Source organism: Chromobacterium sp. FG22, from assembly GCF_057809415.1.
In genome coordinates, this window is record NZ_JBMDJX010000011.1 from 98,332 (window position 1) to 111,509 (window position 13,178).

A 13,178-nucleotide genomic window follows, 5' to 3' on the forward strand; every position below is an offset into this window, starting at 1 on the left:
CGGGCGGATGACATGGAGATGAATTGTCTTGTCATGAAGCGTCTCGGCGCGACCATTCTTTGCCGACGCTGGCCGGCGATGCGGCTAAAATGGCCGGGTTTGTCATTTAATTTGGTTGTCGGCTTATGACTTTGCTATCCCCGGACCAGTTGGAACAGGCGCTGTGGGCGTCCACGGAACTGCTGCGCGAGCAAGTGGACCTGTACGACTACAAGAATCACGTGTTCGGTCTGTTTGTGCTCAAGCGCCTGCACGATGTGTTTGTGGAGCGGGTACAGGCCTTGGTGGCGGCCGAGGGCATGAGCCGCAAGCGCGCCGACGGCGTGGTGCAGGAGCAATACGGGATCTATCCGCAGACGGCGCGCTGGCCCGGCCTGCAGGAGCGCAAGAAGGGCATAGGCGAGGCGCTGGACAAGGCGGTGGCCGCCGTCGAGGAGCATCAACCGGCGCTGGCCGGGGTGCTCAGCGTGGCGCAATACCAGGGCCACAAGCGCTTGAGCGACGAGGTGCTGCATCCCTTGATGAATCATATCGGCGCGCTGAAGCTGGGCGACGCCGATCTGGAGGCGCCGTCCCGGCTGGGCGAGGTCTGCGAAGGGCTGGTGCGCCGCTACGCGGCGGAGTCCGGCAAGCGCGGCGGGGCCTTTTCCACGCCGGGACCGGTCAGCCAGTTGCTGTTGCGGCTGGCGGAGCCGCTGCCGGGCCACAGCCTGTACGATCCCAGCTGCGGCGCGGCCGGCACCTTGCTGGACGCCTGGCGCATGCTGGGCGGGCAGCCGGACGGCGGCGCGGCGCTGTTCGGCCAGGAAAAGCTGCCGGCCACCTGGGCGATGGCCAAGCTGTGCGCTTATTTCCACGGCGTGGACATGAGTCTGGAACTGGGGGACACCTTGGTGGAGCCCAGGCATCTGAGCCCGGAGGGCCTGCTGCCGCGCTTCGACCGCATCGTGGCGCAACTGCCGTTCACGGTGAAAAACTGGTGGGCGCCGCTGGAGGCCGAGGCGGCGGAGCCGCCGCCGGCCGACGGCAAGAAGCGCCGCCGCAAGCGCCCGGCCGAGCCCAATTACAAGAAGCTGGTGGATGAGCACCAGCGCTTCGGCTATGGCATTCCGCCGCGCAGCTTCGGCGATTACGCCTTCGTCCAGCATGTGCTGGCCACGCTGAAGGAGGACGGCCGCGCCGCGCTGGTGATGCCGCACGACGTGTTGTTCCGCGACGGCGACGAGGGCCGCATCCGCAACGGCCTGCTGTTTGGCAGCCAGGGCCAGTCCGGCGACCGCATCGAGGCGGTGATCGCCTTGCCGCCGGCGCTGTTCTACGGCTCGGGCATGCCCACCTGCGTGGTGGTGTTGAACAAGAACAAGCCGGCGGGCCTGCGCAACAAGGTGATCATTGTCGACGCCAGCAAGGAGTACGGCCGCGGCCGGGTGCAAAACACGCTGCGGCAGGAGGACATCGAACATATCCTGCGCGCTTACCGCGCCGCGGTGGACGAGGAAACGGAAGAGCCGGACTATCTGCGCCTGGTGGGGCTGCGCGAGATCAAGCAAGGCCACCGGGGCAATCTGAACGTGCAGCGCTACTTCGCCCAGGACGAGGCGGCCGAGGTGGTGGACGCGGAGGCGCTGGCCACTGAGCTGGCCGCCTTGACGGAGCAGGAGCAGGCGCTGGACGCGCGGCTGGCGGCCTTCTTCAGCGAAGAAGAGGGTTGGCGGGCGGAGGAGGGCGAGCTGGAGGGCTGCCTGGCCTTGACGGACGAAAAGCTGGAATTGCTGTCCAGCCAATACGCGGCCGAGCGCAAGCTGCGCCCCAGCCGCATCCAGGCCTTGCTCAATCGCGGCTACGGCACCCGGCGCATGGGCAAGTGGAGCCCGCATCAATCGTTCAAACCCAGCGCGCTGGGGGTGATTCCCGGCAACTGGGAGGTGTGCAAGCTGGGCGAACTGGCCGCGCCGCTGGCCGCCGCCGCCGAGGGCGAATTATTGGAGGCCACTGTGGGCGGCAGCTGGCGCCGGGCCGGCGCGGGCCTGGGCACGGCCTTGCCGCCCAATGCTTTCGCCTACGATCCGGCGCGCTTGTATCAGGGCGCGCTGGCGCGGCACGTCGGGGAGGCCCCGGCGCTGGCCGCGGCGGATCAGCAGGCTTTCGCGCTGGACGAGGCGCGGATCTCGCCGGCTTTCCTGGAGTGCTACCGGCAGTCGGAAGGCTGGCGCTTTTGCCTGGAGCGGCTGGGCGCGGCGGTGGAAGGCGTCGAGTTCGGCTTCGAGGCGCTGGCGGAAATGCCGCTGCCCGTGCCGCCGATGAGCGAGCAACGCAAGCTGGTGGAGGAATGGGCGCGCCAGGACGAAGCCTTGCTCGCCCTGCAACAGCGTCTGCTGCAATGGCAGGCGCGTCGCGACGCCTTGGTGGCGCGCTTCCCGGCGGAAGACTGAGGGCCGGTCGGCCGCCGGCGGGCTTATTTCTGCCAGTAGGTCTTGACGTTGACGAACTCGTACAGGCCGAACTCGGACAGCTCGCGGCCATAGCCCGAGGATTTGACGCCGCCGAAAGGCAGGCGCAGGTCCGAGCTGGTATGGCGGTTGATGAACACGCTGCCGGCTTCGATCTGCCGCGCCAGCGTCCAGGCGCGTTCCTTGTCCGCGCTGTAAATGCTGGCGCCCAGGCCGAAGGGGGTGTCGTTGGCCAGCCGCAGCGCGTCGGCCTCGTCGCGCGCGCGCAAAATGCTGGCCACCGGGCCGAACACTTCCTCGTGGTAGACGCGACAGTCCGGATTGACCCGGTCCAGCACCGTGGCCGGATAGAAGAAGCCGGGGCTGGCCGGCATCTGCCCGCCCAGCCGCAGTTCCGCGCCGTGGGCGACGGCGTCCAGCACCTGGGCGTGCAGCGCTTCGCGCAGGTCGGCGCGGGTCAGCGGCGACAAGGTGGTGGCCGGGTGGCGCGGATCGCCGGCGCGCAGCTTGGCGGCTTCGGCGCAGAAGGCCTCGATGAAGGCGTCGGCGATTTCCGGTGCCACGATCATGCGCTTGGCGGCGTTGCAGCTCTGGCCGGCGTCGCGGAAACGGGAGTTGGCGGCGTCCTGGGCCGCGGCGGCGACATCGGCGTCGGCCAGCACGATGAAGGGATTGCTGCCGCCCAACTCCAGCACGGTCTTTTTCAGATGGCGGCCGGCCAGCGCCGCGATGGCGCGCCCGGTCTGGGTGGAGCCGGTGAAGGCCACCGCGTCGCACTGGCGGACGGCTTCTTCCACTTGATCATGGTCGATCCAGGCCACGTCCAGCACCGCCAGGCCGGCGGCGCGCGCCAGCTCCAGCAGGCCTTGGGTGGATTGCGGCACCGAAGGCGCCGGCTTGACCAGGCAGGCGTTGCCGGCCATCAGCGCCGGCACCGCGAAGCGCAGCACCTGCCAGATCGGATAATTCCACGGCATCACCGCCAGCACCGTGCCCAGCGGTTCGAAGGCCACGCCGCTGCGGCTGGCCTGGGTGGGAATCTCCAGCGAGGCCAGCAGTTCCGGCGCCAGTTGGGCGTAGTAGCGGATCAGCTGGGCGGATTTGTCGATTTCCGCCAGACATTCCGCGGTGCGCTTGCCCACTTCCAGCGTGACCAGGCCGGCCAGTTCTTCGCGATGGGCCTGCAATTGGTCGGCCAGACGCAGCAGTTGCGCGGCGCGCTCGGCCACGCTCAGCTCGCGCCAATGGCGCTGGGCCTGGCGCAGCTGCGCCAGGGCGGCGGGCAGTTGGGATTCCGGCCAGGCGGCGCGGGTGTAGACGACTTCTCCTGTGGCGGGGTTGCAGCTGGTAAAGGCGGTCATGACGTGCTGTATTCGGTTGGCAAGCAAAGACACAATGTAGCAAAAATCCCCGGGGACGGGGGTGAGCGGGGTCAATTCCGCGGCGATTTCTCCTTATATTTCTAATTTGAATAAATGATTAAATTTATAGTTCTTTAGGTTTTATGTGACTTGCTTATAGACTGATTCGCAATCGCCAGGCAGTGGCGTTGACGGACGGCGGGATTCAGAGGCAAGGCATGATTGAAATAGAGAACTTATACAAGCATTACCGGGTGGACGGCCGCGACGTGCCGGCGCTGGACAATGTCAGCCTGCGCGTGGCCAAGGGCGAGGTGTTCGGCATCATCGGCCGCTCCGGCGCGGGCAAGAGCACCCTGGTGCGCTGCCTGAACCTGCTGGAACGTCCGGACCGCGGCGCGGTGCGCCTGGGCGACACTGACCTGACCGCGCTGGACGGCCGGCAATTGCAATTGCGCCGTCAGCGCATCGGCATGGTGTTTCAGCACTTCAATTTGCTGAAGTCGCGCACCGTGGCCGCCAATGTGCGTTTTCCGCTGGAGCTGGCCGGCGGTGCGTCCGCGGCCGAGATGGACGCCCGCGTTGAAGAACTGCTGGCCTTGGTGGGCCTGGCCGGCCACCGCGACAAATACCCGGCGCAGCTGTCCGGCGGCCAGAAGCAGCGCGTCGGCATCGCCCGCGCGCTGGCCAATCACCCGGAATTATTGCTGTGCGACGAGGCGACCTCGGCGCTGGATCCGGAAACCACGGATTCCATTCTGACCTTGCTGGCGGACATCAACCGTCAGCTGGGGCTGACCATTGTGCTGATCACCCATGAAATGCGCGTGATCCGCCAGCTGTGCGATCAGGTGGCGGTGCTGGAGCACGGCCGTGTGGTGGAGCAGGGGCCGGTGCTGGACGTGTTCCTGCATCCGCAGCACGAGGTGACCCGCGGCCTGCTGGCGGAAACCGGGCTGTATCAAGAAGAGGCGCGCCAGACCTGGCAGCAGCGCGTGGACGCGCCGCTGATCAAGCTGACCTTCGTCGGCGATCCCACCTTGCAGCCGGTGCTGGACGTGGTGGGCAAGCAGGCGGGCGCTCGCTTCAATCTGGTCAGCGGCACGCTGTCCGAGATCAAGGGCACGCCGTTCGGCCAATTGGTGGCCGGCGTGATCGAATCGGAGGCCCCGCTGGAGAGCCTGCCCGAGTTATTCGCCCGTCTGGGCGTGCGTTGCGAGGTGCTGTGATGGAAGGTTTCGACTGGGCCCAATTATTGAGCATGGACTGGCTGGAGATAGGCCAGGCCGCGCTGGACACCTTGACCATGCTGGGCGCCTCGCTGCTGTTCACCGTGCTGTTCGGCCTGCCGCTGGGCGTGGTGCTGTACGTCAGCTCGCCGGGGCAATTGCTGTCGCGGCCGCGCCTGTACGCGACGCTGTCCTTCCTGGTCAATGTGTTCCGCTCCTTGCCCTTTGTGATTCTGCTGATCGTGATGATCCCGCTGACCTTGAAGCTGGTGGGCACCTCGATCGGCGTGGCCGGCGCGATTCCGCCGCTGGTGGCCGGCGCTTCGCCCTTCTTCGCGCGGCTGGTGGAAAACGTGCTGCGCGAAGTGGACCGCGGAGTGATAGAAGCCAGCCAATCCATGGGCGCCAGCCTGTGGCAGATCGTGCGCCATGTCTTGCTTCCTGAGGCCTTGCCCGGCCTGGTGGGCGCGGCGACGGTGACCACGGTGGCGCTGGTGTCCTACACCGCGATGTCCGGCGTCATCGGCGGCGGCGGCCTGGGAGACTTGGCGGTGCGCTACGGCTACCAGCGCTTCCAGACCGAGGTGATGGTGGTGACCGTGGTGTTGCTGCTGTTGCTGGTGCAGTTGATCCAGAGTTTTGGCGACCGGCTGGTGCTGCGCTGTCAACGCGGCTGAGAACCTGTTCACGATCTGCTGCGCGTCGGCGATACGGCGTTGAAAAAGGCTTCGAAATGCTCATGTACCACGCGTACATTCCGCTTTCTCAGCCGCAACGCCTTGTCTCGCCTGAGCTCGCGAGATCGTGAGTTGGCTCTGAGCGCCCGGCGCTGCGGCCGCATTGGAAACCCAAGAGATTTGAACCCAACATTGTGTTGAATAGAGGAAATCGCATCATGAAAAAGAATATCGCTCGCTTCGCCTTTACCGCCGTCGCCGCGCTGTGGGGCGCGCAGGCGCTGGCCGCCGATCCGGTGACCGTCACCGTGGCCGCGTCTCCGGTGCCGCACGCGGAAATCCTGGAAGCCTTGAAGCCCACCCTGGCCAAGCAAGGGGTCAAGCTGGAGGTGAAGGTGTTCAACGACTACGTGCAGCCCAATCTGCAAGTGTCCGAGAAGCGTCTGGACGCCAACTTCTTCCAGCACATCCCCTATCTGGACAAGTTCAACAAGGACCGCGGCACCAAGCTGGTCGTGGCCAGCAAGCCGGTGCACATCGAGCCGTTCGGCGCTTATTCCAGCAAGTTCAAGAAAGTGGCTGACCTGCCCAAGGGCGCGACCGTGGCCATTCCCAACGATCCGACCAACGCCGGCCGCGCCTTGCTGCTGCTGGACCAGGGCGGCGTGATCAAGCTGAAGGACCGCAACAATCTGTATCCGACGGTGAAGGACATCGCGGCCAACGCCAAGCAGGTGAAGATCAAGGAACTGGAAGCCGCCACGCTGCCGCGCGTGCTGCCGCAGGTGGATCTGGCGCTGATCAACGCCAACTACGCCTTGGAAGCCAAGCTCAATCCCAAGCGCGACGCGCTGTTCATCGAGACCACTTCGCCGTACGCCAACCTGCTGGTGGCGCGCGCCGACAACAAGGACAGCGTCGGCGTGAAGAAGCTAGCCGCCGCGCTGGCCAGCCCGGAAGCGCGCAAGTTCATCGAGAGCAAGTATCAGGGCGCGGTGATCCCCGCTTTCTGAGCCTCTTGTTGAGGAGGCGCCCGGCATGCCTGGGTTTGAACGACAAAGCCCCGCAGAGCGGGGCTTTGTCTTGTCGGCGTCTTTAGCGCCGGCTCATGACGCGGCGAGATCGGCCGGCTTCTCCCCGGTCAGGAAGTAGCGGATGGTTTCGCTGACGCTGCGCATCGAACTGCCGAAGGGCAGCGGATCGGCGCCGCGGAAGAACAGGCCCTTGCCCACTTCGCCGCGGAAAGCGGCCGCCAGTTTGAGGTCGATGCAGAACTGGCCCATCTTGGCCACGCCGTCGCGCAGGCCGCAGGCGCTCAGGCAGTTGAGGCTTTGGGTGCAGCGCGCCGGATCGGCCTTGGCGTTGGCCTGCAGCTTGGCCTCGCGCTTCAGATAGCTTTTCAGGAAGGGCGTCAGCACGCCGCGCGCCGGCAGGCCGGCCACGCTCATGAATTCCGCGATGTCTTCCGGCTTGGCCTCGGCCAGCGTGCGCTTGAAGTTGTCGTGGGCGTCGCCCTCGCGGGTGACGGCGAAGGCGGTGCCTATCTGCACCGCGGACGCGCCGAAGTCCTGGATGCAGGCCTTCATCTTTTCGAAGCTGTTGACGCCGCCGGCGACGATCAGCGGAATCCGCTCGCTCTCCAGTTGCAGGCTTTTGAACAGCTGGCGGGTGTCGTCCAGCACTTTCTGGAAGCTGAAGCGCTCGGCGTCCAGTTCGGCGAGGCTGGCCGCGCCCAGGTGGCCGCCGGCGTGCTTGGGATGCTCGATCACGATGGCGTCCGGCAGCCGTCCCTTTTTCATCCAGCGCTTGAGCACGATGCCGATGCCGCGCGCCTCGGACAGGATGGGAATCAGGGCCACCTTGGGAAAGCCCGCGGTCATGTCCGGCAGATCCAGCGGCAGGCCGGCGCCCATCACCACCGCGTCGGCGCCGGATTCGCAAGCCTGGCGGACATAGTCCGGATAGGAGGCCACGGCCTTCATCACATTGACCGCCACCATGCCGCGGCCCTGGGCGTAGCACAGCGCGCCCTTCACTTCGCGATCCAGCGCGATCAGATTGAGGCGGTCCAGCTCGGCCTGGCCGCGCGCGTATTGCGACTGCTCGACCAGATCGGCGTGCAGATGACGCAGGTCGACGCTGGCGACTGTGCCCAGCGCGCCTTCGCGCGCGACATGGCCGGCCAGGCTTTTGGCTGAGACGCCTATGCCCATGCCGCCCTGCACGATGGGAAGCAGGACGCGTTGTCCTATCTGCAAGGGAGCGTAGAGCGGGAAATTTGTGGTCATTTAGCAACGATGCCGGGGCGGATGAATAAAAGGCGATCTTAGGCATGGCGGCCTTAAGAGTCTTTGCTCTAGAGCAAAAAACTAAGGATGGCTCGCTTTTTAACTCGGAAAAACTATTGACGCTTCAATGACTTGAGTATTTTTATGCTTAGGATAAGAGAGTGCAAGCTTTTGATTTCAGTAAGGATATTTCTAAGTCATTTGTTTTTGATTTTCTGATTATGGCCTTGTCATTACATTTTGACGAAAAATGGATTGCATAGGCTTTTTTTCATCGAGGGCACTAAAGGGCCGCGCCAAAAACGGCTAGCACATCTTTCAACTCCATTTCCTGGCCATTCGGTCAGATTTCTCTGTGGAAACCAGCACTTACATTGCCTCTGCGGTTAGAAAAACGGATTAGGAGATAGTTATGGCGCGTTTTTTTCCTATCAAGCTAGGCAATACGCTGATCAGCAGAGTGAATGGAATGGATCGGGAGACGGACTTGTTGAAATTCCGTCATCATGTTTTTCGCGAACAGCTGCACTGGGTGGCGCCAAGCGCCGATGGCCTGGACCGTGACGAGTATGATGATTTTTCCGACAATCTCGCCGTCCAAGACATGCATGGGGTATTAGGGTCGGTGCGTCTGACCCATGGCACGCACCCTTTTATGATAGAGAGAGAATTTTCCCGATTACTGGCCTCGGGCGAGAAAATCCTGAAAGGCGCGAGAACAGCGGAGATCACTCGCTTTGCGGTAGACAAACGCATTTCGCCGCAGCAAATGAAGGAAGTTGGGCGCTTGCTCTATCTGAGCCTATTGGAATGGTCGTTGCCGCGAGGCATCGAACGCATGTATTTCGTGGTTGAGCCGGTTTTTTACCGACATATTGTCCGGATGGGCTTCCCCGTGGTGCCGGTGGGCGTACCCATGCATCTGGATGGCGGGGTGCTTTCCATGGCCGGCTATGTGGACTGGTCTCAGGCGGAGCCCGAGTTCATCCTGGGGCTGCGGAAGGGCATTGAGGCGCCAAGGGAATTGGCTCGCGCTTGGCGGGAATTTGAAGCGCAGCACGCCTCAATGCCGCATCTAATTTGACACGATTAGGCTAAGGGCCGCTGACGACAAGACCAGGAGGCGGCAAAAGATGCATGCCAAGCACAATGGCGTGGGTGCGATTGTTGGCGTTCAGCTTGCGGATGACGTTGGCGACGTGGAACTTCACCGTACGTTCGCTGATATCCAGAATGGTGGCGATCTCCCAGTTGGTCTTGCCGCGGCTCATCCAGTGGAAAATATCGTATTCCCGCTGGGACAGGGGCATGGAGCTGGGAGTTGCCGGCGGTAAATTCGCTACGCGAACCGCGGCCTGATGCAAGTGCGGAGTCAGGCAATCCAGCATGGCCACCAGATTGCTGTCATTAATCGTTTCGCTGCCGCTCAGCGAGAAAATGCAGCCGAGGTTGTTGCGTTGCGACACCGCGCTAAAACTCAAACCATCGCCTAAGCCGACGGACGAGGCCTCGGCAATGAATTTCTTCTCATCCTTGCCCTTTGCGCGGCTAAACCTGTCGTTCCACGAGACCGGGCCCTGACCCAAGTGAATGCGCAGAATGGGGTCGCATTGGGAGTAGTTTTCCTTCATGTATTGCTCGGTCCACTCAACCGGATAACTAACGTTCACCACGCGTTCCAAGCGTTGGATCTGCTGTTGTTGGTTGACTCGACCCAAAGCCAGAACAATGTGCTCGGAAGGCGCCTGGCTGATGATGACGTCAAGGAAAGCCCTGAGCTCGGCTTCGGTTTCGATTTGTCCTGCAAGGTGAATCCATTCCAGCAACGTCCATTGCTGACTCGCGGACAAGCCGCTGGGCAGCGGCCGTGCTATCGCGGAATTTGAGATGACCATGAGCAAATCTTTCTTGATCTTGTGGTTTTACGCTGCTGGATAGTAGCCCACATGCAAAAGGCATGGGAAGCGCTAACTCCTTGTTCTGGTGCCAAGAACAGCGACTGTTGCATTCGTCGCCGACATTATAACAAATTGCCTGTCCAAAAATCCGTAAGTAGAAATAATTATATTGATCAATGACTTATTTGGTGCTATTTGGCGGGGGACAAACTAGGCGGGAAGTTGGGGCGTCATAAGGAAGACGCCGGGACAAGCTTGGAAAACTGGACCTTCTGTCAGTGTTCCCGATAACTGAAGCGCTGGAACAAAGGCGCGATCTCTTCTATCAGTTGCGGCGCGGGCCAGCCGGCCGGAGCCGGGGGCAGGGCGAAGGAGGGCGGGGGACGCAGTTGCTGCCAGTGATAGTCGGCGACGCCCAGCGCCGCCAGCCGCCGCGCCAGCGCGGCCAGTTGGGACTCATTGTGCCAGTGCGGATGTATGCTGCTGCGACATTCAAAATTGCTGTTGTTTTGCAACAAACAGTGCAGCGAGGCCTCGGTCTGCTCGCCGCTGCGGGGCAAGCCGGTCAGCGCCGGATAGGCGCCGAAATCGGTCTTGATGTCCAGGCCGACCCAATCCAGCAACGGCAGCACCCGCCGCAAGCGCTGCGGATACGCGCCGCCGGTATGCAGGCCGGTGGCGAAGCCCAGCGCCCGGGTCTGTTCCAGCAGCGCCGGCAGCGCCGGCTCCTGCAGCGGTTCGCCGCCGGAGAACACCACGCCGTCGAGCAGGCCGACCCGGCTTTGCAGCCAGCGCAGGGTGTCCGGCCAGCGGGTTTCGCCGTTTTGGCGCCGCAGCAGGTGGGGATTGTGGCAATAGCCGCAACGCCAGGGGCAGCCGGCGAGAAAGACCACGGCGCACAGTTTGCCCGGCCAGTCGCAGCTGGAGAACGGCGTCAGCCCGCCGATGCGGGCTGCTGCGGGGTCAGCGGGCGGCGTGTTCACTGAAGCAGACCCGTTCGTCGAATTCTCCGCGTTTGCCGATATTGAAAGACTGCACCGGGCGGTGATAACCCATTACGCGGGTCCAGACTTCGCAGCGGGTGCGCTGTTCGTCGTTGAGCGGGGCGGCGTCTTGGCCGGGGAGGCGGGTGGGGGGAGTCATGAGCTTTCCTTTCTTAAGGGCTTATGAAGGCTGGCGCGCCAGCAGTTCCGCGTCGCAGCGCGGGCAGAATTCATGGTGACCGGACAGATAGCCGTGCTTGGGGCAGATCGAGAAGGTCGGGGTGACCGTGATATAGGGCAGGCGGAAGCGGGATAGCGAGCGGCGCACCAGTTCGCGGCAGGCGTCGGCGCTGCTGACCGCCTCGGTCATATAAAGGTGCAGCACGGTGCCGCCGGTGTATTTGCGCTGCAGCTGTTCCTGGCGCTGCAGGGCCTCGAAGGGGTCGTCGGTGAAGCCCACCGGCAGTTGGCTGGAGTTGGTGTAATAAGGATGGGCGTCGCTGCCGGCCTGCAGGATGCCGGGGTAGCGTTTGCGGTCTTCCTTGGCGAAGCGGTAGGTGGTGCCTTCCGCCGGGGTGGCTTCCAGGTTGTACAGGTGGCCGGTGCTTTCCTGGAACTCCACCATGCGCTGGCGGATGTGATCCAGGTAGTCGCAGGCCAGTTGGTGGCCTTCCTCGCTGGTGATGTCGATGCGGTCCCCGCTGAAGTTGCGGATCATTTCATTGATGCCGTTGACGCCTATGGTGCTGAAATGATTGCGCAGCGAGCCCAGGAAGTGACGGGTGTAGGGGTAGAGGCCGTCGTCTATCCGCGCTTGCACTTCGCCGCGTTTTTTCTCCAGCGCGTCGCGGGACAATTCCAGCAAGCGGTCGGTTTCGGCCAGCAGCGCGGCGTAGTCGCCGGCGAAGCGGTGGCCCAGACGCGCGCAATTGACGGTGATCACGCCGACGGAGCCGGTTTGTTCGGCGCTGCCGAACAGGCCGTTGCCGCGCTTGAGCAGTTCCCGCAAGTCCAATTGCAGCCGGCAGCACATACTGCGCACCATCTGCGGCTCCAGGTCGGAGTTCACGAAGTTCTGGAAATAGGGCAGACCGTATTTGGCGGTCATCTCGAACAAGAGATCGGTGTTTTCGCCGTGCCAGTCGAAGTCGCGGGTGATGTTGTAGGTGGGAATCGGGAAGGTGAAGGAGCGGCCTTTGGCGTCGCCGGCCAGCATCACTTCGATGTAGGCGCGGTTGATCATCGCCATTTCGCGCGCGCAATCGCCGTAGCGGAAGCTCATTTCCTCGCCGCCTATCACTGGAATCTGCTCGGCGATGTCGTCCGGGCAGGTCCAGTCGAAGGTCAGATTGGTGAACGGGGTCTGGGTGCCCCAGCGGCTGGGCACGTTGAGGTTGTAGATCAGTTCCTGGACGCACTGGCGCACGTCCGCGTAGCTCAGCCCGTCTTTTTTGACGAAGGGGGCCAGATAGGTGTCGAAGGAGCTGAAGGCCTGGGCGCCGGCCCACTCGTTTTGCAAGGTGCCGAGGAAGTTGACGATCTGGCCGCAGGCGGAGGACAAGTGGCGCGGCGGCGCGGATTCCACCTTGCCGGGAATGCCGTTGAAGCCATTTTGCAACAGGGTGCGCAGCGACCAGCCGGCGCAGTAGCCGGACAGCATGTCCAGATCGTGGATGTGCAGATCGCCCTGGCGGTGGGCGAGGGCGGCTTCCGGCGCCAGTACCCGCTCCAGCCAGTAATTGGCGGTGAGTTTGCCGGCGATGTTGAGAATCAGGCCGCCCAGGCTGTAGCCCTGATTGGCGTTGGCGTTGACCCGCCAGTCGGCCCGGTCCAGATATTCGTCGATCGCGGAGATGGCATCCACCATGGCGGTGGGCGCGGAGGCTGTGCTCATTTCTATATCTAGTGAAGTTATCGAATGAGCGCCACTATAAATTGTGTTTTGTGCGCTGTGTGGCTGAGGTGGCGATAACTTGACGCGGATCAAGCGAGGCGCTTTTGACGACGGCGAAGGCTGGATTCCGGGGCGAAAACCTGGCCATTGGGAGCGCAATGTCATGTTGTTTGCGACAGCGCATGACTTATGCTGGATTGGGGCCGGCTGTGGCGCTCAAGGGCGACGCGGGCGGGGCGGCGGCATATTGTTGCCAACTTGATGCTGTTTCATTGAGTCTGTTGCAACAAACTCATGGCATTCAGACCGAATCAGGTGCATACTTGGATTGCATAGAAAATAGGGCAATGTATTTTCAACTAAGCTGTAAAACTATATGACAAAGTGCGCTCCGCGAG

General features: G+C 63.0%; 9 protein-coding genes and 2 pseudogenes. 6 read left to right on the top strand and 5 right to left on the bottom strand.

Annotated elements, in window-relative coordinates; genetic code table 11:
• Positions 1 to 125: 125 nt before the first annotated feature.
• Positions 126 to 2,432: a type I restriction-modification system subunit M gene (locus tag ACODSD_RS12935; protein ID WP_488877517.1), complete on the top strand. Its 2,307-nt coding sequence runs from the start codon at positions 126 to 128 to the stop codon at positions 2,430 to 2,432.
• Between the two features lie 23 nt (positions 2,433 to 2,455).
• Here ACODSD_RS12935 and ACODSD_RS12940 read toward each other — a convergent pair whose 3' ends face one another.
• Entirely contained in the window at positions 2,456 to 3,811 is a 1,356-nt protein-coding gene (locus ACODSD_RS12940) for an aldehyde dehydrogenase family protein (RefSeq protein WP_107797962.1), read from the bottom strand.
• Positions 3,812 to 4,029: 218 nt separating this feature from the next.
• Between ACODSD_RS12940 and ACODSD_RS12945 the strand changes: the two are divergent.
• The 4 genes and pseudogenes from ACODSD_RS12945 to ACODSD_RS12960 form a co-directional block, all read left to right on the top strand.
• Positions 4,030 to 4,761: pseudogene (locus tag ACODSD_RS12945) on the top strand (methionine ABC transporter ATP-binding protein); the annotation flags it as partial.
• A 45-nt stretch (positions 4,762 to 4,806) separates the two neighbouring features.
• Positions 4,807 to 5,040 (top strand): NIL domain-containing protein, encoded by a 234-nt coding sequence (locus ACODSD_RS12950; RefSeq protein ID WP_488877539.1) that lies wholly within the window; start codon positions 4,807 to 4,809, stop codon positions 5,038 to 5,040.
• The gene (locus tag ACODSD_RS12955; protein ID WP_107797964.1) at positions 5,040 to 5,717 is read left to right on the top strand and encodes a methionine ABC transporter permease; all 678 of its coding nucleotides are present in this window, start codon (positions 5,040 to 5,042) and stop codon (positions 5,715 to 5,717) included. The genes ACODSD_RS12950 and ACODSD_RS12955 overlap by 1 nt, the downstream gene beginning before the upstream one ends.
• 218 nt (positions 5,718 to 5,935) lie before the next feature.
• Entirely contained in the window at positions 5,936 to 6,730 is a 795-nt protein-coding gene (locus ACODSD_RS12960; protein ID WP_107797965.1) for a MetQ/NlpA family ABC transporter substrate-binding protein, read from the top strand.
• A gap of 93 nt (positions 6,731 to 6,823) precedes the next feature.
• On the opposite strand, the gene ACODSD_RS12965 is transcribed toward ACODSD_RS12960, so the two are convergent.
• Positions 6,824 to 8,005: an NAD(P)H-dependent flavin oxidoreductase gene (locus ACODSD_RS12965; RefSeq protein WP_107797966.1), complete on the bottom strand. Its 1,182-nt coding sequence runs from the start codon at positions 8,003 to 8,005 to the stop codon at positions 6,824 to 6,826.
• 412 nt (positions 8,006 to 8,417) lie between these two features.
• Here ACODSD_RS12965 and ACODSD_RS12970 point away from each other — a divergent pair, with 412 nt between their 5' ends.
• A complete protein-coding gene (locus ACODSD_RS12970; RefSeq protein ID WP_235084755.1) occupies positions 8,418 to 9,089 on the top strand; it encodes an acyl-homoserine-lactone synthase in 672 nt (223 codons plus the stop codon).
• Positions 9,090 to 9,099: 10 nt separating this feature from the next.
• Here ACODSD_RS12970 and ACODSD_RS12975 read toward each other — a convergent pair whose 3' ends face one another.
• From ACODSD_RS12975 to ACODSD_RS12985, 3 genes and pseudogenes are all read right to left on the bottom strand, one after another.
• Complete coding sequence (locus tag ACODSD_RS12975; protein ID WP_043594052.1) at positions 9,100 to 9,900, bottom strand: helix-turn-helix transcriptional regulator; 801 nt, start codon at positions 9,898 to 9,900, stop codon at positions 9,100 to 9,102.
• Between the two features lie 278 nt (positions 9,901 to 10,178).
• The gene (locus tag ACODSD_RS12980) at positions 10,179 to 10,886 is read right to left on the bottom strand and encodes an anaerobic ribonucleoside-triphosphate reductase activating protein (RefSeq protein WP_488877518.1); all 708 of its coding nucleotides are present in this window, start codon (positions 10,884 to 10,886) and stop codon (positions 10,179 to 10,181) included.
• Positions 10,867 to 12,945: pseudogene (locus ACODSD_RS12985) on the bottom strand (ribonucleoside triphosphate reductase). The gene ACODSD_RS12980 and the pseudogene ACODSD_RS12985 overlap by 20 nt, the downstream one beginning before the upstream one ends.
• Positions 12,946 to 13,178 lie beyond the last annotated feature (233 nt).

Bases quoted from the DNA above. Each gene is read 5' to 3' on its own strand.
- ACODSD_RS12935 (WP_488877517.1), top strand. From the start codon at position 126: ATGACTTTGCTATCCCCGGACCAGTTGGAACAGGCGCTGTGGGCGTCC.
- ACODSD_RS12940 (WP_107797962.1), bottom strand. From the start codon at position 3,811: ATGACCGCCTTTACCAGCTGCAACCCCGCCACAGGAGAAGTCGTCTAC.
- ACODSD_RS12955 (WP_107797964.1), top strand. From the start codon at position 5,040: ATGGAAGGTTTCGACTGGGCCCAATTATTGAGCATGGACTGGCTGGAG.
- ACODSD_RS12960 (WP_107797965.1), top strand. From the start codon at position 5,936: ATGAAAAAGAATATCGCTCGCTTCGCCTTTACCGCCGTCGCCGCGCTG.
- ACODSD_RS12965 (WP_107797966.1), bottom strand. From the start codon at position 8,005: ATGACCACAAATTTCCCGCTCTACGCTCCCTTGCAGATAGGACAACGC.
- ACODSD_RS12970 (WP_235084755.1), top strand. From the start codon at position 8,418: ATGGCGCGTTTTTTTCCTATCAAGCTAGGCAATACGCTGATCAGCAGA.
- ACODSD_RS12975 (WP_043594052.1), bottom strand. From the start codon at position 9,900: ATGGTCATCTCAAATTCCGCGATAGCACGGCCGCTGCCCAGCGGCTTG.